Consider the following 23,564-nt stretch of genomic DNA (forward strand, 5'->3'; position numbering starts at 1 on the left):
AAGCAGTATGTCTGGCCCAAGACTCAGTGACCGTTGGCGGCGACGTGTTTGGCCGCTTCGATCAGGCGCTGGGTCAGTTCCGGCGAGGAGAACTTGGTCAGCACCGCGTTGGCCCCGGCCAGACGCGCTTTCTCGCTGTTCATCGCGCTGTCGAGCGAGGTGTGCAGCAGCACGTAGAGGTGGGCGAAGTCCGGCGTCTCGCGCAGGGTGCGGGTGAAGGCATAGCCGTCCATTTCGGACATTTCGATGTCGGAGACGATCAGGTTGATCTGCTGCGCGGTGCCTTGCAGATCCAGCAGGCAGTCGATGGCTTCCTTGGCACTGCGCGCGGTGTGACATTGCAGGCCTAGGTTGCGCAGGGTGTGCACCGATTGCTGCAACGCCACCTGGCTGTCGTCGACCACCAGAATCCGTGCGTTGCCCAGCACTTCAGCGTCCTCCATGCTCAGGTCGGTCGGGGCCATTTCGATCTGCGCCGGGGCGATGCTGTGAATGACTTTTTCGATGTCGAGCACTTGTACCAGTGTGCCGTCCACCGAGGTCACGCCGGTGATGTAGGCACGCGAGCCGCCGGAGCCGAACGGCGGTGGCTTGATGTCGGTGGTCAGGCAATGGACGATTTTGCTCACCGCCTGCACATGCAGACCCTGCTTGGAACGGCTGACGTCGGTGACGATCAGGCAGCCGCCGTTCGGGTCTTCCAGTGGTCGCTCGCCGATGGCACGGCTGAGGTCGATCACCGACAGCGACGCGCCGCGCAGGGTGGCGATGCCTTTGATGTGCGGATGCGACTCGGGCATTTTGGTCAGCGGCGGGCAGGGGATGATTTCACTGACTTTCAGCAGGTTGATCGCCATCAGCTTGCCGCTGCGCAAGGTAAACAGCAGAAGCGAAAGTGAATCTGCGCGGGCTTTGTTGGAAGACATAAAAACCTTCTGTGGAAAAAGGTGATGGGGCGAGGGTGCAAATCGCCAGAAACTATTGATGCCGGGTTATCGACTTGTCGGGGGCAGGCTTTAGGCTCAATCCTCAATCCGGGTCAAACGGTGTGGCGAGGGAGCTTGCTCCCGCTGGAGTGCGAAGCGCTCCCATAACCATCCATCGCGGTGTATCAGGTGGGTCATGTCCGCTGCTTTTGCGACTGCTGCGCAGCCGAGCGGGAGCAAGCTCCCTCGCCACAATGGAGGTCTATCTCATCCCAAGGCGTTTAGCCAGCCGCCCTAGATTCGCCCGGTCCAGCCCCAACTCCCGCGCCGCACTCGCCCAGTTATCCTGGTTACGCTCAAGCGCAGCACTGATCAACTGCCGCTGATATTGCTCGGTGGCACTGCGCAAATCGCCGCTGATCAGCGGCATCGCGGGCACCTCGGCAACCGGCTCAACCGAGTTATCCACAACCTCCCGCGGCAAATCCAGATCCGCCGCGCTCAAACTGAGGATCTTCGGCCTTACCTTGCAATTGCCCAGCGCCTTCAGTGCGCTGCGGCCGATCAAGTGTTCCAGCTCGCGCACGTTTCCCGGCCAAGTGTAGGCGAGCAACGCGTCCTGGGCGTCGCTGCTCAGGCGCAGGCTGTTGAGGCCCATGCGCGAGCGGTTCTGTTCCAGAAAGAAGCCGCTGAGCAGCAACACATCGCGGCCGCGATCGCGCAGCGCCGGCACTCGCAGCGGGTACACGCTCAGGCGGTGATAGAAGTCGGCGCGGTAGCGGCCACTGCGCACTTCTTCGGCCAGATCGCGGTTGGTCGCGGCGATCAGGCGCACATCGACCTGATGTTCCTTGTCCGAGCCGAGCCGCTGCAACTGGCCGCTTTGCAGCACGCGCAGCAACTTGGCCTGTACGGTCAGCGACAGTTCGCCGACTTCATCGAGAAACAGCGTGCCGCCATTGGCCAGTTCGAACTTGCCGCGGCGGTCGCTGGTGGCGCCGGTAAAGGCGCCGCGCACGTGGCCGAACAGTTCGCTTTCGACCAGCGTATCGGGCAGAGCGGCGCAGTTGAGGCTGATGATCGGTTTGTCGGCGCGCGGCGAGGCGGCGTGAATCGCTTGCGCCACCAGCTCCTTGCCGACACCGGTTTCGCCGGTGATCAGCACGGTCAGGTCGCTGCCGCCGACCAGATTGATTTCCTCCACCAGCCGTTTGTGCGCCTTGCTCTGGCCGATCATTTCACGCTGCTGCTGACCGCTGGCTTGGCGGTAGACCTCGGCCCGCTGGTGCTCGTCTTCGGCACGCAGCGCCAGGCGTTCGATGCGTTCGGCGGCGTTGACCGTGGCCGAGGCGAGGCTGGCGAAGGCTTGCAAGGCGTCGAGTTCGATCGGCTCGAAACGCTCCGGATCGAGCGCGTCGAGGGTGATCAGGCCCCAGAGTTTTTCATCGACGAACAGCGGACAGCCGAGACAGTCATGTACCTCGAGGTGATCGCCCAGACCATCGACCAGACCGTCGTAAGGATCGGGCAAGTCGCTGTCGGCGGCGAACCGCGTTGGCCCGGCGCCGTCCAGCAGGATCTCGAAACGAGGATGTTCACTGACCTTGAAGCGCCGGCCGAGAGTGTCGGTACTCAAACCATCCACCGCCAGCGGCACCAGCCATTCGCCGTCCAGGCGCAGCAAAGCGGCGGCATCGCACGGCAGCAGGGCGCGCATGGCTTCAAGCAGGCGCCGATAGCGCTCGCCCTCGGGCAGTTCGCGGGACAGGTCGGAGACCAGTGGCAGTAGAGCGGTGAGCAGGGATTTGGCGGTCATGGTCTTGTAGTCAAAGAGACTCGATGTAGTCGTGATGACTATAAAGCGCTTTGAGTCTAAATGACTACGTAAAAAATAAGTCATTGATTCATAACGATAAATGATCTGGCACGAAAACTGATAAGCCTAAGGTAATTCTCAAAAAGCTCAGGAGTCATTCTTATGCTTAGCGTCCAGGATCGTGCCATCGTCAAATCCACTGTGCCTCTGTTGGAAAGCGGCGGAGAAGCGCTGATCACCCACTTCTACCGCATGATGCTCTCCGAATACCCTGAGGTGCGCCCACTGTTCAACCAGGCGCATCAGGCCAGTGGCGACCAGCCCCGTGCGCTGGCCAATGGCGTGTTGATGTACGCCCGGCACATCGATCAGCTCGACCAGTTGGGCGATTTGGTGGCGAAGATCATCAACAAGCACGTCGCCCTGCAAATCCTCCCGGAGCACTACCCGATTGTTGGCACCTGCCTGCTGCGCGCCATTTCCGAAGTGCTCGGCGACGAGATCGCTACGCCTGAAGTCATGAGCGCGTGGGGCGCGGCGTACGGGCAACTGGCCGAGATTCTGATTGGCGCTGAAGCCGCGATCTACGACCAGAAAGAACAGGCAGTCGGCGGCTGGCGTGGCGCGCGGGAGTTCATCGTGGTGGACAAGGTCGAGGAGAGCGCGGAAATCATTTCGTTCTACTTCGAGCCGGCGGACAAAGGCCCGATCCTTGCCGCAGAACCGGGTCAGTACATTGGCATGAAGCTGATCCTTGATGGCGAAGAAATCCGCCGTAATTACTCACTGTCGGCACTGGCCAATAAAGGTCAGTACCGCATCAGCGTCAAACGCGAACCGGGTGGTCGTGCGTCCAACCACTTGCATGATCAATTGCACGTCGGCGCGAGCATCCAGCTGTTCCCGCCATCGGGCGAGTTCACCCTGACTGCCAGCGACAAACCGTTGGTGCTGATCAGTGGCGGGGTCGGCATCACTCCGACTCTAGCGATGCTTGAAGCAGCGCTGCAAACCGAGCGCCCGGTGCACTTTATCCACTGCGCGCGCAACGGCAGCGTGCATGCGTTCCGCGACTGGATCGATGGGCTGGCGGCGCGTCATCCGCAGCTCAAGCGCTTCTATTGCTACGCCGAAGACGACGGCGTGAGTCCGGCGGCGGACAAGGTCGGGATCCTCAGCCAAGAGCAATTGGGTGAATGGCTGCCGGCGCAACGTGACGTCGACGCTTACTTCCTCGGGCCGAAGGGCTTCATGGGAGCGATCAAGCGGCATTTGAAGGCGCTGGGTGTGCCGGAGCAGCAGAGCCGGTATGAGTTCTTCGGGCCGGCGGCGGCTTTGGAATAATCCTTAGGACTGAGTCGCCTTTATCGCGAGCAGGCTCACTCCTACAGGGGCGGTGGCGTACATGAAAATGGTGTACGAAGCAGATCTCTTGTAGGAGTGAGCCTGCTCGCGAAGGCCGTTACGCGGTCTCGATTCTTAAATTCTGTTTAAAGGTTAATCGTTTCTTAACCGGTTTATCGTTTATTCCCCGATGCTGATGATAGGCGCTCGTTCGTTTAACTGATCAGGATCGCCCCCATGTCGCACATCATCTTCTCCTCTCGTCTGAACCTGGCAATGCTTGGCCTGTCGGCTGCTTTGCTGGCCAGTCCGTTTGCTGCGGCCGAATCGGCATTGATCACGCCACAGACCCTGATCGTCGATCAGAGCCTGCCAAAGGCTCAGCGCGATGCAATGGAGTTGGCGGCGCGGCGTTACGGCAGTTTCTGGAACAGTGGGGAAGAGGCCCTGGCCACGGCCGCCTTGTCGCCGCAGTTTGTCGACAAGACCCCGCCTGAAGGTCGGGTGCAGGGGCCGACCGGGCCGTTGCTGGCATCGAAGTTCTTTCGCACGGCGGTGCCGGACCTGAGCTGCGAGATCGAGCAAATGATCATTGCCGGTGACCGCGTGGTGGTGCATCTGCACTTTCGCGGGCACTTCAGCGGGACGTTCAAGACTCTCAAAGGACAGGGCCAGCGTGTAGACTTCCGGGCAACCGATATCTATCAGATCGACAACGGTCGCATCGCGGCCAATTGGCATATCGAAGACAACATCAGCCTGCTGGCGCAACTGCAAGCGCAGCCGCCAGCCAGCTGAACCATGGACATACAAGGGAAACGCGATGAGCGAGGAAACGATTCGACTGGGACGTGAGCGGCGCTTTCTGGTGCTGCTGGGCATCATCTGCCTGGCGTTGATTGGTGGCGCGCTGTACATGCAGATCGTGCTGGGCGAGGCACCATGCCCGCTGTGCATCCTGCAGCGTTATGCATTGCTGCTGATTGCGTTGTTCGCCTTTATCGGCGCGGCCATGCGCACCCGCCGCAGCATCACGGTGTTCGAAGTGCTGGTGGTGATCTGCGCGATCGCCGGCGCCGGTGTTGCCGGGCATCACGTGTACACCCAGTTCTATCCGGCGGTGAGCTGCGGCATCGATGTGTTGCAGCCGATTGTCGACGACCTGCCGCTGGCGAAGATCTTCCCGCTGGGCTTCCAGGTCGATGGTTTTTGCTCGACGCCGTACCCGCCGATCCTCGGTCTGTCGCTGGCGCAATGGGCGCTGGTGGCGTTCGTGCTGGTGGTGATTCTGGTGCCGCTGCTGACCTCGCGTAACCGAAAAGCACTGCGCTGAATCAACTCTTCGGCAGATTGGCCGATACAGAAAACGCCCCGATTAGCGGATCAGCCGCTCGGGGCGTTTTGCATTTCAGAGTGTTTGTGAAATCACCGTGACGAACGGCAATGGAGAGTGCGGCAGGTGTGCGACATGTTGTCACACGCGCCCTGTCGCAGGGCCTTTCGGCGACCCGGATTGGCGTAATGTTACAAAAAAGGATTGGTCTGTTTCGGCATTTTTCTGGTTTTGCACGCAGGTGCCAGATCAGGCAGTTTTAACAGGCTCTGGCAGATGGCCAGAGGCCTTTGAATATCGGGCTTTGCGCCGATTCGCTGCCGGGAAAATCCCTTCGGAGCTGTCTGAACTGAGGTGTATAGGCCTACATTTTTTGGTGTTTTTGTTGAGAATCGATTTCGATAACATGCGGAACTTTTGCAAAAACGGTGATGGATTGTTGCTCTGAGCGATAAAAATTATTTCGGGATAAGACATGGTGTATAGGGCGCTACCTATCTACAATCGCCCGCACTGAATTCCCGGCACTGTTCAGCCTTTATTAAGGAACTGGACAGGAAGTCGGGTGTCGAGCGGGCCGAAAGGCTTTTGCGACACCCAGGTGTCGGTGCCTTCCAACTTTCCGCACCAAATGGAATTGGTCTGTAACAAGGCCTTTGACCACGAATTCGAATAAGAACTGACCGCTGTCCATGGTTTTGTCGAGCGTCTGACGCGCGACGGGCGGCCCTTATTCAATCCAAAGAAAATGCCAACCCTTGGCAGGGTGAAGTGTTGGCGATCAAAACCCAACTGCATTGCGCAAGCTGCTTTAGAGGTCGTGAGATGAGTAAAAACAGGTACCCCAGATTACTAGGCCTAGTGCCGCTGCTCGGCACGTTGTTGCTGGGAGGCTGCAACATGACCCTGCTCAATCCAACGGGCCAGGTCGGCCTGGAACAGCGCAACCTGATCATCACCGCCACGCTGCTGATGCTGTTGGTCGTTGTGCCGGTTATCGTCATGACCTTCCTGTTCGCCTGGAAGTACCGCGCGTCCAACAAGGATGCCGTCTACACCCCGAAATGGTCGCACTCGACCAAAATCGAAGTGGCGGTCTGGACCATCCCGGTTCTGATCATCATCGCCCTGGGTTACATCACCTACATTTCGACCCACAAACTGGACCCGTACCGTCCGATTGAATCCGACGTCAAGCCGGTGACCATCGAAGTCGTTGCGCTGGACTGGAAGTGGCTGTTCATCTACCCGGAACAAGGCATTGCCACGGTCAACAAGATCGTGTTCCCGGCGCACACTCCGGTCAACTTCCGGATCACCTCCGACGCCGTGATGAACTCGTTCTTCATCCCGGGCCTGGGCGGCCAGATCTACGCGATGGCGGGCATGACCACCAAGCTGCACCTGATCGCTGACCGCAACGCTGAAATGGACGGTATCTCCGCCAACTACAGCGGCGCTGGTTTCACCGGTATGAAATTCAAAGCGATCGCAACTTCTCAGGAAGATTTCGACGCCTGGGTAAGTGAAGTCAAAAAGGCACCTAAACAGCTTGAACAAGCTGAATACGCAGCCCTTGCCAAGCCAAGCCAGAACAATCCAGTCGAGCTCTACTCCTCGGTCACGCCGAACCTGTTCCAGACCATCGTCGACAAGTACGAAGGCATGAAACCGGGCAAGCCGCTGAAGCACGAGAAGAAAGAGAAAGAAGTGGCGGCAACGGACATGGACTCGAATTCGCATTCAGCTGCCGGGGCAGAGGAGTAAACGATGTTTGGTAAATTAAGTTGGGAAGCGATCCCTTTCCACGAGCCGATCGTGATGGTCACCATCTCGATGATCGCGCTCGGTGGTCTGGCGTTGTTCGCTGCAATCACCTACTTCAAGAAGTGGACCTACTTGTGGACCGAGTGGCTGACGTCGGTCGACCACAAGAAAATCGGTGTGATGTACATCATCGTTGCCATGGTCATGCTGCTGCGTGGCTTCGCCGACGCCATCATGATGCGTACCCAGCTGGCCATGGCCACCGAGGGTTCGCCTGGCTACCTGCCACCTGAACACTATGACCAGATCTTCACCGCTCACGGTGTGATCATGATCATCTTCATGGCGATGCCATTCTTCACCGGCCTGATGAACCTTGCAGTGCCGCTGCAGATCGGCGCGCGTGACGTTGCCTTCCCGTTCCTGAACTCCCTGAGCTTCTGGCTGCTGGTGTCCGGCGTGGTGCTGATCAACCTGTCGCTGGGTGTCGGCGAATTCGCCAAGACTGGTTGGGTTGCCTATCCGCCGCTGTCGGGTCTGCAGTACAGCCCTGGCGTGGGGATGGACTACTACATCTGGGCGCTACAGCTATCCGGGTTAGGGACGACGCTGACGGGGGTCAACTTCCTCGCCACCGTGCTGAAAATGCGTACCCCTGGCATGAAACTGATGGACATGCCGATCTTCACCTGGACCTGCACCTGGGCTAACGTCCTGATCGTGGCTTCGTTCCCGATCCTGACCGCTACCCTGGCACTGCTGACCCTCGACCGTTACATGGATTTCCACATTTTCACCAATGAACTTGGTGGCAATCCAATGATGTACGTCAACCTGTTCTGGGCCTGGGGCCACCCTGAGGTTTACATCCTGATCCTGCCGGCATTCGGCATCTTCTCGGAAGTGATCTCGGCGTTCACCGGCAAGAAACTGTTCGGCCACCACTCGATGATCTACGCTTCGGGCGCGATCTCGGTACTGGGCTTCATGGTTTGGCTGCACCACTTCTTCACCATGGGGTCGGGTGCCAGCGTCAACGCCTTCTTCGGTCTGGCGACGATGCTGATTTCCATCCCGACGGGTGTGAAACTGTTCAACTGGCTGTTCACCATCTACCAGGGCCGTCTGCGCTTCACCAGCCAGGTTCTGTGGACCCTGGGCTTCATGGTGACCTTCGCCATCGGCGGCATGACCGGCGTACTGCTGGCCATCCCGGGTGCTGACTTCGTTCTGCACAACAGCCTGTTCGTGATCGCGCACTTCCACAACGTGATCATCGGCGGCGCAGTATTCGGCTACATCGCAGGTTTCGGCTTCTACTTCCCGAAAGCGTTCGGCTTCAAGCTGCACGAAGGCTGGGGTAAAGCAGCGTTCTGGTTCTGGATCTCGGGCTTCTTCGTCGCGTTCATGCCGCTCTATGCACTGGGCTTCATGGGCATGACCCGTCGTCTGAACGCCACCACCAACCCTGAGTGGGTACCGTACCTGTACGTTGCCATGTTCGGTGCGGTGATGATCGCTGTCGGTATCGCCTGCCAACTGATCCAGCTGTACGTCAGTGTGCGTGACCGCAACAAGCCAGAGAACATGTGCGAACACGGTGACCCGTGGAATGCCCACACTCTGGAATGGTCGACCTCGTCGCCACCTCCGTTCTACAACTTCGCTGTGCTGCCTAAGGCTGACTGCATCGACCCGTTCACCGAAGCCAAGGAAAACGGTACTGCGTACCAGGCTCCGGCCAAGTACGAGCCGATCCACATGCCGAACAACACCGCCACTGGCGTGGTGATGGGCGCACTGCTGACCGTCTTCGGTTTCGCGATGATCTGGCACATCTGGTGGTTGGCGATCGCCAGCCTGGCCGGCACTGTCATCTACTTCGTGATCCACGCCGCACGTGACGACCAGGGCTACATGGTTCCGGTTGAAACGATCGAGCGCATCGAAGCCGAGCAGCACAAGCGTCTGGTCGCGGCAGGGAAAATCCCGGCCAATGCCACCCGTGTAACCTCGTTGGAACAGGCTTAAACCATGTCGAACTTAGTGACCAATGTTGGACACGCCCATGGTGACCATGGGCACGATGACCATCACCACGACTCGGGCGAGATGACCGTATACGGTTTCTGGCTCTACCTGATGACCGACTGCATTCTGTTTGCGTCGATCTTCGCGGTGTACGCAGTACTGGTAAACAACGTCGCCGGTGGCCCGTCGGGCCACGACATTTTCGAACTGCCATACGTGCTGGGCGAAACCGCTCTGCTGTTGTTCAGTTCGATCACCTACGGCTTCGCCATGCTGGCGTTGTACAAAGGCAAGAAGCAGCAGGTTCTGGGCTGGTTGTTCATGACCTTCCTGCTCGGCGCAGGCTTCATCGCCATGGAGATCAACGAGTTCCACCTGCTGATCTCCGAGGGCTTCGGTCCTAGCCGTTCGGGCTTCCTGTCGGCGTTCTTCACCCTGGTCGGTACCCACGGTCTGCACGTGTCCGCGGGTCTGATCTGGATGGGCATCATGATGTACCAGGTCAACAAGCACGGCCTGACGGCGACCAACAAGACCCGTCTGAGCTGCCTGAGCCTGTTCTGGCACTTCCTGGACGTGGTGTGGATCTGCGTATTCACCGTTGTTTACCTGATGGGGACTCTGTAATGGCTAATGCACACTCCCATGACAGCCATGATGCTGGCCACGGCAGCGTAAAGTCGTACGCCATCGGCTTCATCCTGTCGGTGATCCTGACTGCCATCCCGTTCGGCCTGGTGATGTTCCCGACCTTGCCGAAGTCGACCACGCTGGCAATCGTCCTGCTGTTCGCAGTAATCCAGGTGATTGTTCACCTGTACTACTTCCTGCACCTGGACCGTTCGATTGCACAACGTAACAACGTGATCGCGTTTGTCTTTACGGCCATCGTGATCCTGCTGCTGGTTGGCCTGTCGCTGTGGATCATGTTCAGCATCCACACGTACATGATGGCGAAGTGAGGTAGACCCGATGTCGCTCAAGCACTTTATCCAAATCACCAAACCGGGGATCATTTTCGGTAACGTGCTTTCTGTGGCAGGCGGGTTCTTCCTGGCCTCGAAAGGGCATGTAGATCTGGCGGTGTTCCTGGCCGCCATGATCGGCACTTCCCTGGTTGTGGCCTCCGGTTGCGTGTTCAACAACTGCATCGACCGCGACATCGACCTGAAGATGGAACGCACCAAGAACCGGGTGCTGGTGCAGGGCTTGATCTCCCTGAAACTGGCCCTGGTCTACGCGACCATCCTGGGTGTTCTCGGCGTTGCCTTGTTGTACAAGGTGGCCAACCCGTTGGCCGCCCTGTTCGCGGTAATCGGCTTCATCATCTACGTCGGCTTCTACAGCCTGTACCTCAAGCGCAAGTCGGTTCACGGCACGCTGGTGGGCAGTCTGTCGGGCGCCATGCCGCCAGTGATCGGTTACGTTGCCGTAACCAACAGCTTCGACATGGCCGCACTGACCCTGCTGGTGATGTTCAGCCTGTGGCAGATGCCGCATTCCTACGCCATCGCGATCTTCCGTTTCAACGACTACCTGGCCGCATCGATTCCGGTGCTGCCCGTCAAGCGCGGAATCGAAGTGGCCAAGAAGCACATCCTGCTCTACATCCTGGCGTTCCTCGTGGCGACCTTGATGCTGACTTTCAGCGGTTACGCCGGCATGAGCTACCTCGCCGTTGCCGCGGCCATGGGCATGTACTGGTTGTACATGGCCTGGACCGGCTACAAGGCGGTGGATGACACGGTCTGGGCACGCAAGCTGTTCGTGTTCTCGATCTTCACCATCACCGCCCTGAGCGTCATGATGTCCCTGGACTTCAAGGTGCCCGCCGAGCTGCTGCTGACGTACGCGCCGTAAGGCTGGATGGCTTCAAGAAAAACCCCGCACATTGAGAGATGTGCGGGGTTTTTTGTTGGGTGCTATTTAAGGTTGAGCGTGTCTTTGGGAAACGACTGCCTGCTTATAGAGAGATCTCCTACCTTCAGAAAACTTTTCATTAGTTAGGATCCCAGAGGCTATTTTCTAATGGGGCAGGTTTGGATGAAAAAGCGCGATCTGTTTGCTGAGTTAATGCAGGGCGTCGCAGAGATGGCGGCACACCGTGAAAATGTGGCGAAGGATGCCTCAGCGGCCGGTTGCTATCACTTCGTGAAACACCTAGATTTGGATCCAACTATGTCGATGACCTGCCACAAATCGAATCTCCGGCAATCATCGGTCTTAACCTGCGATTCTTCATGCACTGATCAAAAGGCTGGGCGAAATGACTGAGAGGATGACCTGCGACGAACGCTTCATTGCCCTGGCACACGAGCTGAACTACGACATCTACGGCGAGAACACCGCCGGCGGCAATTACGCGCCGCTGATCCGCCATCGCGATGAGTTGTACATCAGTGGCATGGTGCCGCGGGTCAATGGCAAGATTCTTTATCCCGGTCGCGTGGGGTTGGAGTTGACCCTCAAGGACGCCCAAGCTGCCGCGAGCATCAGTGCCATGCGCTGCCTGGCGCTGATTGTCGATGCGGTGGGGTCGCTGGACAAGATTCGGGCGTTGTTGCGGGTCACGGTGTATGTGAAGTCGACCCCGGACTTCGTTGACCTGAGCGAAGTGGCAAACGGCGCATCGGACGTGTTCAGCCATGTGCTCGGCGATGCCGGCCGGCACACCCGCACCACGGTCGGTGTCTATCAGTTGCCGAAGAACGCCGCGATTGAAGTCGACATGATCGCGGCGCTGCAGCCAGAAGTCTGACCGCCGCGCCGCCCAACAAAAAGCCCCGCCTGAATCTCAGAGCGGGGCTTTTTTGGCGGCGCCGGGATTACTGCGCGGCGATGCTGTAACCATCGAACGCGGTCTGCTGTTGCAGGGCGGTGATGATGTTCTTGCGGTTGATCGCGTGTTCGGTGCCGGCGTTGTCGACGAAGGTTTCGCTTTCCAGCTCGGCTTCTTCGCCTTCACCGATGAAGGTGAAACCGAGGAATTCCAGCGCTTCACGGTCAACGTTCAGACGCGAACGCGGAGTGCGCAGCGGCAGGGTCACGCTGCTGCCGTCCTTGCTGATGGTGAAGATTTCCAGTTCTTTCTTCTTGGCAGCCTTGCCCTTGCCGCCACTCGGATTGCTGATCGCCTGGTGTGTCTGATTCAGCACTTTGAGCGCGAGGCCGTAAACGATTTCCTGGAACGCCGGATCGTCCTTGAAGCAGGACAGGATGCGGCCGATTGAAAACTTGCTGCTCAGGTCTTCGAGGGCGGCGAGGTCGGCGGCCTCGGCGTCTTTCAGCGCCTTGAGCTGGCCCATCAGCTCGTAGGCCTTGTCGTCATCGAAGCTGTCGTGCGCCTGACGGATCGCGGCGCGCAGCTCGCGGATCTGGTCACTTTCGCGGGTCGACTGGAAAGCATCCAGCACCATCTCGCTGATGATTTTGGCTTGTGGAAGGTGTTGTGAAAGATTGATGGAGTTTTCGTATTCCGCTTTGGACGATTCGGTGACTACGGATTCAGCGGTGTTGAAATCGGACATTGAAATTTCACTACTTTTTTAACTTGAGTGGAAACGAGAAAGCGCGAGGTCTTTTTCAGGCCGGTTAATTTAGGGGAGCGGGGCGGCGTTGTCACGGAACAACAGTCCGGTGGTGCGGATTATTTGTCCGGCGTGTTCAGGTTCATCGAGCGCACCATCCACTGTTCAGCGGTTTGCTGATCGGTCGGCAGCGTGAAGCGGAAAGTCGCCCCGCGCCCGGCGACATCGATCAACTGAATCTCACGCCCGTGCAGTTGCAGGATGCGGTGGACGATCCGCAGGCCCAGTCCACCGTCACGCCGCGCGCCGCCAATATTGAACGGACGCAGGAACAGACCTTCGCGCAGATCCGGAGCGATGCCGGGGCCGGTGTCGCTGACCGTGACTTCGACCAAGGCGCCCAGGGGTTTCAAATCCAGCTCGATTTCACCGCCCGCAGGCGTGTGGCGCAAGGCGTTATCCACCAGGTTGGTCAGCACCCGTTCGATCAACCCAAGGTCGGCGCACACCGTCGGCAGGTTCGGACCGAAGCTGGCCTTGAGTTCGACGTGGCGTGCTTCGGCGGCCAGTTCGAATTTCTGGAAAATGTCCTGCAGCAGATCGATCAGCGAGAAGCGCTCCAGTACCGGCTGCACGAAACCGTGCTCCAGACGTACCAGCTCCAGCAGCGATTGCGCCAACCCGCCGACCTTGCGGCTTTGATCGAGGGCAATGCCCAGATAACGCCGGCGTTCTTCGGCGGTGAGTGTGGCGTCCTTGAGTGACAGGGTTTCCAGATAGCCGTGCAACGAGGCCAGCGGTGTGCGCAGGTCGTGAGAAATGTTCGCCACCAGTTCGCGGCGCTCCTGATCCTGGCGGGTCAACGAGCGCCACTGATCACCCAGTCGGTTTTGCATCTGCCGGAAGGCGCCATCGAGTACGGCGATTTCATCCGGGTCAGCGCTTTTATCCACAGTCGCTGACGGTGCAGGCAGAGGTTGCGGCGCGCCATCAATGTCGAAGCGGCTGACGGTTTCGGTCAATCGGCGCAGTGGCCGGGTGATCAGGTTGAACGCCGTGAGACCGGCGATCAGGCATAGCAATGCGACCAGTCCGATCGACAGCAATGCAGTGTTGAGCGCGGCACTGGTCGCGCCACGTTCGGCGAAACGATCGTGTTCTTCACTGAGCAACACCACGTACAGATAACCGGCGGGCTTGCCGTTGACCCGTAACGGCGCGGCACTGAAGACCTTGCGCCCGTCGGCACTTCGCGGGTCATCGCCGAGGATCGGCAACGGCTGGTCATCGAGCAGCCGGCGGATCGGCGCCAGATCGACCGTCTCACGGCGCAGATGTCCTTCCGGCGCCGCATTGCCGACAATCCGTCCCTCGGGGTCGAGCAGGTACACCTCGACACTCGGGTTGACCAGCATCAGCTTGCTGAACAGTTCGCGCACGGCGCCGGGCATCAGGCCATTGCTGTCCATCAGCACCGTGTCATGGGCGATGTGCTGCGCCAGGTCCCGCGACAGGCCTTGCACCACTTCCAGTTCATGCATCTTGCTGGAGCGCACCTGCAGCCACGCCGAGGTGCCGCAGCACACCAGCAGCAAAACGGCGAACACCAGCGACAGGCGCTGCGACAGGTTCAGTCTCATGGTTGTTCCGTGCCGAATTTATAGCCGCGGCCCCACACAGTGAGGATGCGCGTCGGTTGCGCCGGATCGCTTTCGATTTTCGCCCGCAAGCGATTGATGTGGGTGTTCACCGTGTGCTCGTAGCCTTCGTGGCTGTAACCCCATACCGCGTTGAGCAGGTCCATGCGTGAGAACACCTTGCCCGGCTGTCGGGCGAAGAAATACAGCAAGTCGAACTCTCGCGGAGTGAGGTCCAGACGCGCACCGTTGAGGGCGACGTCGCGGGTGATCGGGTCGATGCTCAGGCCATCGAGACTGAGGCTGCCGGCGTCCATCTTCAGGTTGCGCGCCATGGCGTCGACCCGGCGCAGCAAGGCTTTGACCCTGGCCACCAGTTCTAGCATTGAAAACGGTTTGGCGAGGTAATCGTCGGCACCCAGCTCCAGACCCAGAATGCGGTGCAATTCGCTGGAGCGGGCGCTGGTGATGATGATCGGCGTATAGCGCGCCATCGCCCGGGCGCGGCGGCAGATTTCCAGGCCATCGACGCCCGGCAACATCAGGTCGAGGATCAGTGCATCCCATTGTCCCTGTTGCAACAGGCGCATGCCTTCGTCGCCGTCGGCGCTGTGCACGACGTCGTAATGTTCATCGCGCAGGTGCAGGCAAATCAAGTCGGCGATGTGTTGGTCATCCTCGACCACGAGGATGCGTCTGGTTAATTCCATCAAGCTCAATCCTTCGGCGCAGTGAGCGCATTGTGCGGGTTTTCCTCGGGGCGAGTTATCACGAATTCGTTAACTTCCCGTGAGGATTTGGCGATCAACCCAAGCCTAGGCTGTGTTCCATGACAGGCACCTGGAATTTTTGGAGAAGGCCATGTTTTCACGGCGACAGATTCTCGTAGCGAGCGGCGGGCTGGGGGTTGCAGCTCTGGTGGCGGGTGTATTGCCAAAATTTTCCTCGGGCTCCGCACTGATCGAGCAAGCCCATGCCGATGAGGTTTTCGAGGTGAGCCACAGCGACAGCGAATGGCACTCGCTGCTCTCGGATGAGCAGTACGCCATCCTGCGCGATGAAGGCACCGAACGGGCCTATACCAGCCCGCTCAACAACGAACATCGCAACGGCACATTCGCCTGCGCGGGTTGTGATCTGGCGCTGTTTTCATCGGCGACCAAGTTCGACAGCCGCACGGGCTGGCCGAGTTTCTGGGCACCGTTGGAACATGCGGTGGCCACGCGTCAGGACCGATCGTTAGGCATGTCACGCAATGAAGTGCACTGCCGACGCTGCGGCGGGCACTTGGGACATGTGTTCGACGACGGCCCGAAACCCACCGGCCTGCGCTATTGCATGAATGGCCTGGCGATGACGTTCAAACCCGTGGCGGCATGAGCCATGGCCATTTTTCGATGTTCACTTTCTACAGGACGACACCATGTGGCTCTTGGTTCTCGCTTATCTGGGCGGTGTGCTGACGATCGTCAGTCCGTGCATCCTGCCTGTTCTGCCTTTTGTCTTCGCTCGCACCGGGCAGCCGTTTATCAAGAGTGGCTTGCCGCTCTTGGCCGGGATGGCGCTGACTTTCGCCCTCGTCGCCACACTGGCGGCGGTGGGCGGCGGTTGGGTGGTGCAAGTCAATCAGTACGGGCGCTGGCTCGCGTTGCTGTTCGTTGCACTGTTCGGGCTGACGCTGCTGCTGCCGCGCCTCGCCGAGCGCCTGACGCGACCGCTGGTCTCGGCCGGCAGTCGGCTGTCCGAAGCCGCGGGCCAGGACAATCGTCCGCGTCCCGGCGCCTCGTTTCTGATTGGCGTCGCCACGGGTCTGCTCTGGGCGCCGTGCGCCGGGCCCATCCTCGGTTTGATTCTGACCGGCGCCGCGCTGCAAGGGGCAAGCATCGCCACCACGCTGTTGTTGCTCGCCTACGCGGCGGGCGCCGCGACTTCACTGGCGGCGGCGCTGCTGCTGGGCGGTAAGGTCTTTGCATTGATGAAGCGCTCGATTGGCACCGGTGAATGGATCCGGCGCGGGTTGGGGGCGGCGATGCTCGCGGGTGTCGCAGCGATTGCGCTGGGCCTCGACACCGGGCTGTTGGCGCGGCTGTCGACGGCTTCCACGGGCGGGATTGAACAGGCGCTGGTCGGCAAGCTGACCAGCAAATCGCCGACGGGCAACGGAACCATGATGGCGCAGATTCCTGCTGCCGGCGGGGCGATGAAAGTTGCCGACAAGGCACCGGGAACACTACCGGTCGAAGGCCAGTTGCCGCCGCTCAATGGCGCCGTGCAATGGCTCAATTCGCCACCGCTGAACGTCCAGGCATTGAAGGGCAAAGTGGTGCTGGTGGATTTCTGGACCTACTCCTGCATCAACTGCCTGCGCACCTTGCCATACGTCAAAGCCTGGGCGGAAAAGTACCGCGATCAAGGCCTGGTAGTGATTGGCGTGCACGCCCCGGAATTCGCTTTCGAGCGCGATGTCGGCAATGTCACCAAAGCCATGAAGGAGCTGGGTATCAACTATCCGGTCGCCATCGATAACGACTACAAAATCTGGCGTGCTTTCAACAACGAATACTGGCCGGCGCATTATTTTGCCGATGCTCAAGGACGGATTCGTTACCACCATTTTGGCGAAGGGGATTACGCCGAATCGGAACGGGTCATACAGCAGTTGCTGCGTGAGGCCGGGGCGAAAACCGTCGCCGACGGCTTGATCAACGCCGATGCCCAAGGCGTGCAACAGGCGCCGGACATGAATCAGGTGCTGTCACCGGAAACCTACGTCGGCTACCAGCGTGCGGAACACTTCGTACCGGAAACCGGGCTGGTGCCTGACAAGGTCGCGACCTATAACCCACCGGCCAACCTGACTTTGAATGACTGGAGCCTTGGCGGCCAGTGGGCCGTCGGTGCCGAGCGCGCTACCGCCAGCGCGCCGGCCAGCCGCATCGTCTACCGCTTCCATGCCCGCGACCTGCATCTGGTGCTGGGCCCGGGCACGGATGGCAAACCGGTGCGTTTCAAAGTCTCGATTGACGGTCAGGCGCCGGGTGCCGCCCATGGTGTGGATGTCGCTGCGGATGGCAGCGGTCGCGTGACCGAACAGCGCCTGTACCAATTGGTGCGGCAAACCGACGAGGTGAAGGACCGGACCTTCACCATCGAATTTCTTGACCCGGGCGTATCGGCTTACGCCTTCACCTTCGGCTGATCGGGAGTGCGCAACATGAAAGCTCAAAACAACTGGCGCCGTGCACTGCTCGGCGTCGCCATGGCTGGTGTGATCGGTCAGTGCTCGGCGTTCTCTTTCGGTGCAGAGGACGCGGTGGTCATCCCGCCGCCAGCCCTCGACGAAACCACTGAGGCGCACAGTGAAACCGCGGTGTTCGCCGGTGGTTGTTTCTGGGGCGTACAAGGGGTTTTCCAGCACGTCAAAGGCGTGCAGAAAGCTGTCTCCGGTTATGCCGGCGGTGCGGCGAACACGGCGGAATATGAGCGGGTCAGTGAAGGCGATACCGGTCATGCCGAGTCAGTGCAAGTCACCTTCGATCCGACGCAAGTCAGTTACGGCAGCCTGCTGCAGATCTACTTTTCGGTGGCCCACAACCCGACCGAACTCAACCGCCAAGGCCCCGACAGCGGCACGCAATACCGCTCGGCGCTGTTCCCGGTCAACGCCGATCAACAACGGGTGGCCCAGGCCTACATCGCCCAACTCGACGCGGCACATGCCTACAGCAAACCGATCGTCACCCAACTGGAAACCTACAACGGCTTCTATCCGGCGGAGGACTATCACCAGGACTTCCTCACCGAACACCCGAGCTATCCGTACATCGTGATCAACGACATGCCCAAGGTCGCGCAGTTGAAGCAGTTGTTCGCGCAGCGTTATCAGGAGAAGCCGGTGTTGGTGAAAAGCGGGAGTTGATTTCTCACGTGTTACTTGAGCCTTGGGCGCTCCATGGCAATCACCGATGTTTCAAACCCCAAACTGGCAAAAAACGCCTCCGCACCTTCGCGCCCGGCGCGCAGTACCCAAGTGATCTCGGGGTTGTCACCCATGACATGCTCGACCAGTGCGCGCCCGACGCCAGCACGGCGATACTGGTCATCGACCACCACCATCGACAGATAACCGTTAGACAAACCATCGGTGATGCCTCGGGCGAACCCGATGATTTGCTCGCCGCTCAGTGCGACGGAAGTGCGTTGCGAGTTTTCGATGAGTTGGGCGAAATAGTCGCTGGAGCCTGTCCGGTGTCCCCAGCCATGTAGGCCGAGAAACAGCCGAACTGGCTCCACTTCGTCGGGCAACAGATCGCGTACGGTATGGTCGTTCTTCATCACGTGGCAGCATCCTTGTCGGCAATCACCGGAGCGTAGTCGATAGCAATTGAGTCAGGATCTGCCCCAGGTTTTCATCGCGAATTCGACGAAGCGCCGCAGTTTGGGCAAACGATAACGATCCGGCGCGTACAGCAAATGCAACGGACGGCTTGGTGGCTGGTAATCGGGGATCACCGTCACCAGTTTGCCGTCGCGCAGGTCTTGTTCCACCAGCGCATCCGGTAGCATCACGATGCCCATGCCGGTGCGCGCTGCCTGATGCAGGCCGGCAGAGGTGTTCATCAGCATCGGGCCGCTGACGTCGACCAGAATCTCGCCGTCCGGGCCGCTGAGGCGCCAGCGTTTTTCCACTGATTGCCAGTCATCGCCGGCAGGGTAGGCGAACGACAGGCAGTCGTGTTGCTGCAGGTCTTGCGGGGTGATCGGCATGCCGCGTCGGGCGACGTAAGCCGGCGAAGCGCACACGGTCAGGGTGTAGTCGATCAGCGGCCGGGCGATCAGGTTCGACTGCTCGAAATGTCCCAGCCGAAACGCTACGTCGAGGCCGCTTTCCAGCAGATCCGGACGGCGGTTGGTCAGCACCACATCCATTTTCACCTGCGGGTATTGCAAGGAAAACTCGCTGAGCGCCGGCGCCAGGCGTTCGACACCAAAGGTCAGCGGCGCGGTGATGCGCAACAGGCCGCGCGGCTCGTCTAGGGCCTGTTCGGCCAAGCGTTCGGAGTCGGCCACCAGACCCAAAACATCCAGACAGCGCTGGTAGTAAACGCTGCCGAACTCGGTCAGTCGCTGACGGCGGGTGGTGCGCTGCAGCAACTGCACGCCGAGCCTTTGCTCCAGTGCGCGCAGGTGATTTCCGACCATGGTCGTGGACATTTCGCACTGCAACGCGGCTGCCGTCATGCTTCCGGCTTCCACGACCTTCACGTACACGCTCATTGCCTGCAACAGGTCCATTATCAAGCTCGGCTTTTAAATGAATGAAGTTTTGCCGAGTTTATCCAGTTCTGGTGGCTAACCATACTGCAAACACACCGACCTTCACTGGAGTTTGAAGTCATGACCGCCGCCCTGATGAACACCTACCAATCGCTGGCTCTGAGTTTCACCAGAGGTCTGGGCACTCGCCTGTGGGATCAGGCCGGTCGTGAATACCTGGATGCTGTCGCCGGGGTTGCGGTGACCAATGTCGGGCACTCGCACCCACGGATCGTCGCGGCCATCAGTGAGCAGGCCGGAATGCTGCTGCACACCTCCAATCTGTACAGCATCGACTGGCAGCAACAGCTGGCGCAGAAACTCACGCAGCTGTCGGGAATGGACCGGGCGTTCTTCAACAACTCCGGCGCCGAGGCCAATGAAACCGCACTGAAACTTGCGCGCTTGTACGGCTGGAGCAAAGGCATCGAACAGCCGCTGGTGGTGGTCATGGCCAACGCATTTCATGGCCGCACGCTCGGCACGTTGTCGGCGAGTGATGGCCCGGCGGTGCGGCTGGGCTTCAATGATCTGCCGGGGGATTTCGTCAAAGTGCCTTTCGGTGATCTGGCGGCGCTGGATCAACTGCAGCAAAAGCATGGCGAGCGCATCGTGGCGATTCTGGTCGAGCCGATCCAGGGCGAAAGCGGCGTGCAACTGGCGCCGCCCGGCTACCTCAAAGCTCTGCGGGAAGTGTGCAATCGGCGCGCCTGGCTGCTGATGCTCGACGAAATCCAGACCGGCATCGGCCGCACCGGTCAGTGGTTTGCGTTCCAGCATGAAGGTATCGTGCCGGACGTCATGACCCTGGCCAAAGGCCTCGGCAACGGTGTGCCGATCGGCGCCTGCCTGGCACGGGGCAGAGCGGCGGACCTGTTCACTCCCGGCAGCCATGGCAGCACCTTCGGCGGCAACCCGCTGGCCTGCCGGGTCGGTTGCACGGTGCTGGATATCATCGAAGAACAGGGCTTGCTGGAAAATGTCCGGGTGCAGGGTGAGCGCCTGTTGACCCGCCTGCGCGCCGAACTGGCAGACAACCCCAATGTGCTGGCGATTCGCGGGCAGGGCTTGATGATTGGTATCGAGTTGAAGCAGCCGATCCGCGATCTGACGCTGATTGCGGCGCGGGATCATGGATTGCTGATCAACGTGACGCGTGGCAAGACGATACGGCTGTTGCCGCCGCTGACGATTGATGAGCGGGAGGTGGGGATGATTGTCAGAGGTGTGGGGCTGGCGGTCTCAACTGACTGAGAGGCACGAAATTGAACGAAGAGGCGTCCGTATTTGCACGAATTCCATTGTGCATTTCTGCGATAGATCTCAGCAGCCTTCTAGCATTGGCCGGGGAGCTTAAAAGGTAAGTCGTTGTATCGATTTCTAAAGGGTCTGGCTTTCTTTTTCGCATGGCTCTGCTTCCTGTGTAAGGGAGGCAGAGTATGAACCAGCGATTCCAGAGATGTTTCCTTAAAAACTGTAATCCCCTTCCGACTACTTTGACGTCTTAAATCCGCTGTATCTGTCAGGAAGTTCGGCGCCTGTTAGCAGGCAGTCGAAAACAATCTCTGGATCTACCTGGCACCAATATACAAATCTCAACTCTTCCAAATTGACCAGTGTCGACTGGGCGTCGACCAGAAAACGCGGCTCCCGCCATTGTTGGGCAACTACAGCTAGGGCCTGAGGGCCGCGTACGATCCAGGTCGCACATCCACCAGCAATGCTTGGCAGATAACCATTGTGGAGTAGTAGGCGCAGGGCATCCTCCAGGGTTTCACTCACTTGCAGGTTGATCCAGCGCGCATGGGGAGCCTCGCAATCATCGCCGGCATGTACGCTGTCGCGGGTGATAAGTAATCGCGAAGGTATCGTCATTGCAATCTCACTATGGGCAAAAGGAAACCATATCAATCAGGATAATCCCCCAACTCCGGCGCCAGCATCCGCGTCTTCACCGCCCCGTTCGAATTGTGCTGAATGATCTCGCTCGGCTGTCCCTGCGCATTGAAAAACACCTGGCCGATCCCCGCCGAATTCCACAGCCGCTCACCCGCTTCGGCATGTTCCGGGGTATAGGGCATGATGCGCATGCGTCGGCGTTTGGTGAACCAGTTCAACGGCGAGCGCGGCGAGTAGAGCCAGCGGTTGAGGCGGTCAAACCATTCCAGCAGGGTTTTCGGGAACTCGTTCTTGATCCCGCTGCTGGTGATCTGCCAGATCCGTGGCCCGGCCTTGCGGTGTCGGATAAGCACTTCGTAGACGAAGGAATAATGCACATCGCCGGACAGCACCACGTAGTTTCCGGGTGTGCGGGTGTGTCGGAAAATGTTCAGGATCACCTGCGCCGCACCGCGATGAGCCATCCAGTTTTCGGCGTCGACCAGCAGTGGATAACCGCACCAGCTGAAAACCTTCTGCACGGTTTCAATCAGCTTCACGCCGAAGATCGGCGCCGGTGAAACGATGATTGCTGACGGATGATCAAGCAGTTCCTGCTGCAGTTCGCTCAGCGCTTCCCAGTCCAGTAAACCGGAGGGTTGCTTGAGTGCCATCTCGCTGCGCCAGCGCCGGGTGCGGGTGTCGAGCACTACCAGCGCCGGGCTGCTCGGCAGCACGAAATGCCAATGCTGAAAGCGCAGCAAGTCATCGATCAGCGCGTCCTGCACCGGGCTGTCGAGATAACGATCGTTACCGCTGGCGCTCAGACGTCGTGTGTTCTCCAGCACATCCTTGAACGCATCCGGATTATTGCCCCAACCCTGGCACAACATGTACGCAATCAAGGCGTTGCCGATGATGCGTTTGGAGAACGGATGGCCGTAGGCGGTTTCCTCCCATTGCGCGGAAAGATTCCAGTCATCGGTGATGTCGTGATCGTCGAAAATCATCAGGCTCGGCAGGTGCGCCAAGGCTCGGGCGACGTTGCCCAAACCGGCCTTGAAGCCATCAATGCGGGTTTGCTCCAGGGTGTAGCGCTTCAAGCGTTCAGGCGTCAGGGACGGAACAGCAGGATTGATCAGCGTCCAGGCAACCGGCGACCACACCAGCAAGTACATCGCCATCACTTCGGCGAACGTGACCAGATGATTGTCGGCGCTGCTGCTGGTGAAAATCGGCTTGCGCGCACCGCCGAAAAATCGCTCGCGCAAGGTCTCGTTGCTCTCCAGCGCGGGTAACAAATCCGCACGGTGGTAGTAGCTGGCCGGGTGTTCGTAGAGCTTGGCGCTGTCGCTGACCACCGCGCCTTCGAGATGTTCGTCGAACAGGCCGAGGCGCTCGATCAACGCATGAGTCGTCCGCAGCATCGGGCCGGCAACATCGTCGGCGTAGATCTGGTCGCCGCTCATCATCAACAGGGCGGGGCGTTGTTGTGGATCGGTTTCTATCGCCAGCAACTGATCGACACAGAGCAGACCGTCTGCCGCCGGATGATGCGGCTTGCGGCAGGAGCCGTGCAGCAACTGATCGATCCGTGAGCGCACGACGAAGTTCGGGCAAGTAGCATCGCCATACACCAGATGTGGTGCCCAGTCGGCAATTCGCTGCTGGCCATCGATCAGCAAGTCGTAACCCACAACGGTCTCACAGGGCAGGGCGCTGTCCAGCACAACGTCAATCAAATGAACGAACGCATGACGGCCTACAGAAATGACCGTGCACTTCCCGGCATCGAGAGGGATGTCTCCTACGCCTTGCAGGCGCAACGTCAGCGACAGTTGACGCGTACCGACCAGCCACAGCACCACGCGCGTTGGTTCCAGCCGGCGCAGCAGTGGGCCGGCCAAGACGGGAGGCATCGGATTCAGGTCAGCAGGTATCGAGGACATTCGGGGGCAAAGAACTCAAGGCGCACAAGCCGGCGATGAT

Annotated in this window: 22 protein-coding genes; 13 read left to right on the plus strand and 9 right to left on the minus strand. The window is 59.5% G+C overall.

The annotated features are described in order from the left end of the window. Window positions 1–23 precede the first annotated feature (23 nt). Together VLA07_RS05380 and norR are read right to left on the minus strand one after the other, a co-directional pair. Complete coding sequence (locus VLA07_RS05380) at window positions 24–926, minus strand: chemotaxis protein CheV (RefSeq protein WP_027612166.1); 903 nt, start codon at window positions 924–926, stop codon at window positions 24–26. Between the two features lie 262 nt (window positions 927–1,188). Continuing rightward, window positions 1,189–2,742 (minus strand): nitric oxide reductase transcriptional regulator NorR, encoded by a 1,554-nt coding sequence (gene norR / locus VLA07_RS05385; RefSeq protein WP_333988557.1) that lies wholly within the window; start codon window positions 2,740–2,742, stop codon window positions 1,189–1,191. 162 nt (window positions 2,743–2,904) lie between these two features. Between norR and hmpA the strand changes: the two genes are divergently transcribed. From hmpA to VLA07_RS05430, 9 genes are all read left to right on the plus strand, one after another. Further along, a complete protein-coding gene (gene hmpA, locus VLA07_RS05390; protein ID WP_108183734.1) occupies window positions 2,905–4,086 on the plus strand; it encodes an NO-inducible flavohemoprotein in 1,182 nt (393 codons plus the stop codon). A 237-nt stretch (window positions 4,087–4,323) separates the two neighbouring features. Further along, window positions 4,324–4,884 carry an ester cyclase gene (locus VLA07_RS05395; protein ID WP_247268076.1) on the plus strand — a complete coding sequence of 187 codons (561 nt, stop codon included), beginning with the start codon at window positions 4,324–4,326 and terminating at the stop codon, window positions 4,882–4,884. A gap of 25 nt (window positions 4,885–4,909) precedes the next feature. Next, window positions 4,910–5,419: a disulfide bond formation protein B gene (locus tag VLA07_RS05400; protein WP_025109264.1), complete on the plus strand. Its 510-nt coding sequence runs from the start codon at window positions 4,910–4,912 to the stop codon at window positions 5,417–5,419. 825 nt (window positions 5,420–6,244) lie between these two features. After that, window positions 6,245–7,186, plus strand: a complete 942-nt coding sequence (cyoA, locus tag VLA07_RS05405; protein ID WP_027612162.1) for a ubiquinol oxidase subunit II — start codon at window positions 6,245–6,247, stop codon at window positions 7,184–7,186. Between the two features lie 3 nt (window positions 7,187–7,189). Then, window positions 7,190–9,217: a cytochrome o ubiquinol oxidase subunit I gene (gene cyoB, locus VLA07_RS05410; protein WP_007968380.1), complete on the plus strand. Its 2,028-nt coding sequence runs from the start codon at window positions 7,190–7,192 to the stop codon at window positions 9,215–9,217. Between the two features lie 3 nt (window positions 9,218–9,220). Then, window positions 9,221–9,844, plus strand: a complete 624-nt coding sequence (cyoC, locus tag VLA07_RS05415) for a cytochrome o ubiquinol oxidase subunit III (protein WP_003227982.1) — start codon at window positions 9,221–9,223, stop codon at window positions 9,842–9,844. After that, window positions 9,844–10,179, plus strand: coding sequence for a cytochrome o ubiquinol oxidase subunit IV (gene cyoD, locus VLA07_RS05420; protein WP_003227981.1), 336 nt, complete (start codon window positions 9,844–9,846; stop codon window positions 10,177–10,179). Before cyoC ends, cyoD begins: the two co-directional genes overlap by 1 nt. Before the next feature lie 10 nt (window positions 10,180–10,189). Further along, window positions 10,190–11,077, plus strand: a complete 888-nt coding sequence (gene cyoE / locus VLA07_RS05425; RefSeq protein WP_003227980.1) for a heme o synthase — start codon at window positions 10,190–10,192, stop codon at window positions 11,075–11,077. A gap of 406 nt (window positions 11,078–11,483) precedes the next feature. Beyond that, on the plus strand, window positions 11,484–11,975 hold the full coding sequence (locus tag VLA07_RS05430) for a RidA family protein (protein ID WP_333988558.1): 492 nt from the start codon (window positions 11,484–11,486) through the stop codon (window positions 11,973–11,975). Window positions 11,976–12,042: 67 nt separating this feature from the next. On the opposite strand, the gene VLA07_RS05435 is transcribed toward VLA07_RS05430, so the two are convergent. The 3 genes from VLA07_RS05435 to VLA07_RS05445 form a co-directional block, all read right to left on the minus strand. Continuing rightward, window positions 12,043–12,744, minus strand: a complete 702-nt coding sequence (locus tag VLA07_RS05435; protein WP_333988559.1) for a hypothetical protein — start codon at window positions 12,742–12,744, stop codon at window positions 12,043–12,045. A 119-nt stretch (window positions 12,745–12,863) separates the two neighbouring features. Continuing rightward, window positions 12,864–14,384 (minus strand): sensor histidine kinase, encoded by a 1,521-nt coding sequence (locus tag VLA07_RS05440; RefSeq protein ID WP_333988560.1) that lies wholly within the window; start codon window positions 14,382–14,384, stop codon window positions 12,864–12,866. Beyond that, entirely contained in the window at window positions 14,381–15,091 is a 711-nt protein-coding gene (locus VLA07_RS05445; RefSeq protein WP_333988561.1) for a response regulator transcription factor, read from the minus strand. The genes VLA07_RS05440 and VLA07_RS05445 overlap by 4 nt, the downstream gene beginning before the upstream one ends. Window positions 15,092–15,242: 151 nt before the next feature. Here VLA07_RS05445 and msrB point away from each other — a divergent pair, with 151 nt between their 5' ends. From msrB to msrA, 3 genes are read left to right on the plus strand one after another with little or no spacing between them, the layout of a single operon-like run. Beyond that, window positions 15,243–15,761 (plus strand): peptide-methionine (R)-S-oxide reductase MsrB, encoded by a 519-nt coding sequence (msrB, locus tag VLA07_RS05450; protein ID WP_247268071.1) that lies wholly within the window; start codon window positions 15,243–15,245, stop codon window positions 15,759–15,761. Between the two features lie 43 nt (window positions 15,762–15,804). Then, window positions 15,805–17,580: a cytochrome c biogenesis protein DipZ gene (locus tag VLA07_RS05455; protein WP_333988562.1), complete on the plus strand. Its 1,776-nt coding sequence runs from the start codon at window positions 15,805–15,807 to the stop codon at window positions 17,578–17,580. 15 nt (window positions 17,581–17,595) lie between these two features. Then, window positions 17,596–18,300 (plus strand): peptide-methionine (S)-S-oxide reductase MsrA, encoded by a 705-nt coding sequence (gene msrA / locus VLA07_RS05460; RefSeq protein WP_333988563.1) that lies wholly within the window; start codon window positions 17,596–17,598, stop codon window positions 18,298–18,300. A gap of 11 nt (window positions 18,301–18,311) precedes the next feature. Here msrA and VLA07_RS05465 read toward each other — a convergent pair whose 3' ends face one another. Beyond that, on the minus strand, window positions 18,312–18,716 hold the full coding sequence (locus VLA07_RS05465; RefSeq protein ID WP_333988564.1) for a GNAT family N-acetyltransferase: 405 nt from the start codon (window positions 18,714–18,716) through the stop codon (window positions 18,312–18,314). A gap of 54 nt (window positions 18,717–18,770) precedes the next feature. Then, on the minus strand, window positions 18,771–19,676 hold the full coding sequence (locus VLA07_RS05470; protein ID WP_027612153.1) for a LysR family transcriptional regulator: 906 nt from the start codon (window positions 19,674–19,676) through the stop codon (window positions 18,771–18,773). Window positions 19,677–19,778: 102 nt separating this feature from the next. On the opposite strand from VLA07_RS05470, the gene VLA07_RS05475 reads away from it, so the two are divergent. Continuing rightward, the gene (locus tag VLA07_RS05475; protein ID WP_333988565.1) at window positions 19,779–20,951 is read left to right on the plus strand and encodes an aspartate aminotransferase family protein; all 1,173 of its coding nucleotides are present in this window, start codon (window positions 19,779–19,781) and stop codon (window positions 20,949–20,951) included. 237 nt (window positions 20,952–21,188) lie between these two features. Here VLA07_RS05475 and VLA07_RS05480 read toward each other — a convergent pair whose 3' ends face one another. Both VLA07_RS05480 and VLA07_RS05485 read right to left on the minus strand, forming a co-directional pair. Next, window positions 21,189–21,572: a hypothetical protein gene (locus VLA07_RS05480; RefSeq protein WP_097086172.1), complete on the minus strand. Its 384-nt coding sequence runs from the start codon at window positions 21,570–21,572 to the stop codon at window positions 21,189–21,191. Between the two features lie 32 nt (window positions 21,573–21,604). Further along, the gene (locus VLA07_RS05485; protein WP_333988566.1) at window positions 21,605–23,524 is read right to left on the minus strand and encodes an alkaline phosphatase D family protein; all 1,920 of its coding nucleotides are present in this window, start codon (window positions 23,522–23,524) and stop codon (window positions 21,605–21,607) included. Between the last annotated feature and the right edge of the window lie 40 nt (window positions 23,525–23,564).

The organism is Pseudomonas sp. S3(2024), from assembly GCF_036861315.1.
GTDB classification, from domain to species: domain Bacteria; phylum Pseudomonadota; class Gammaproteobacteria; order Pseudomonadales; family Pseudomonadaceae; genus Aquipseudomonas; species Aquipseudomonas putida_A.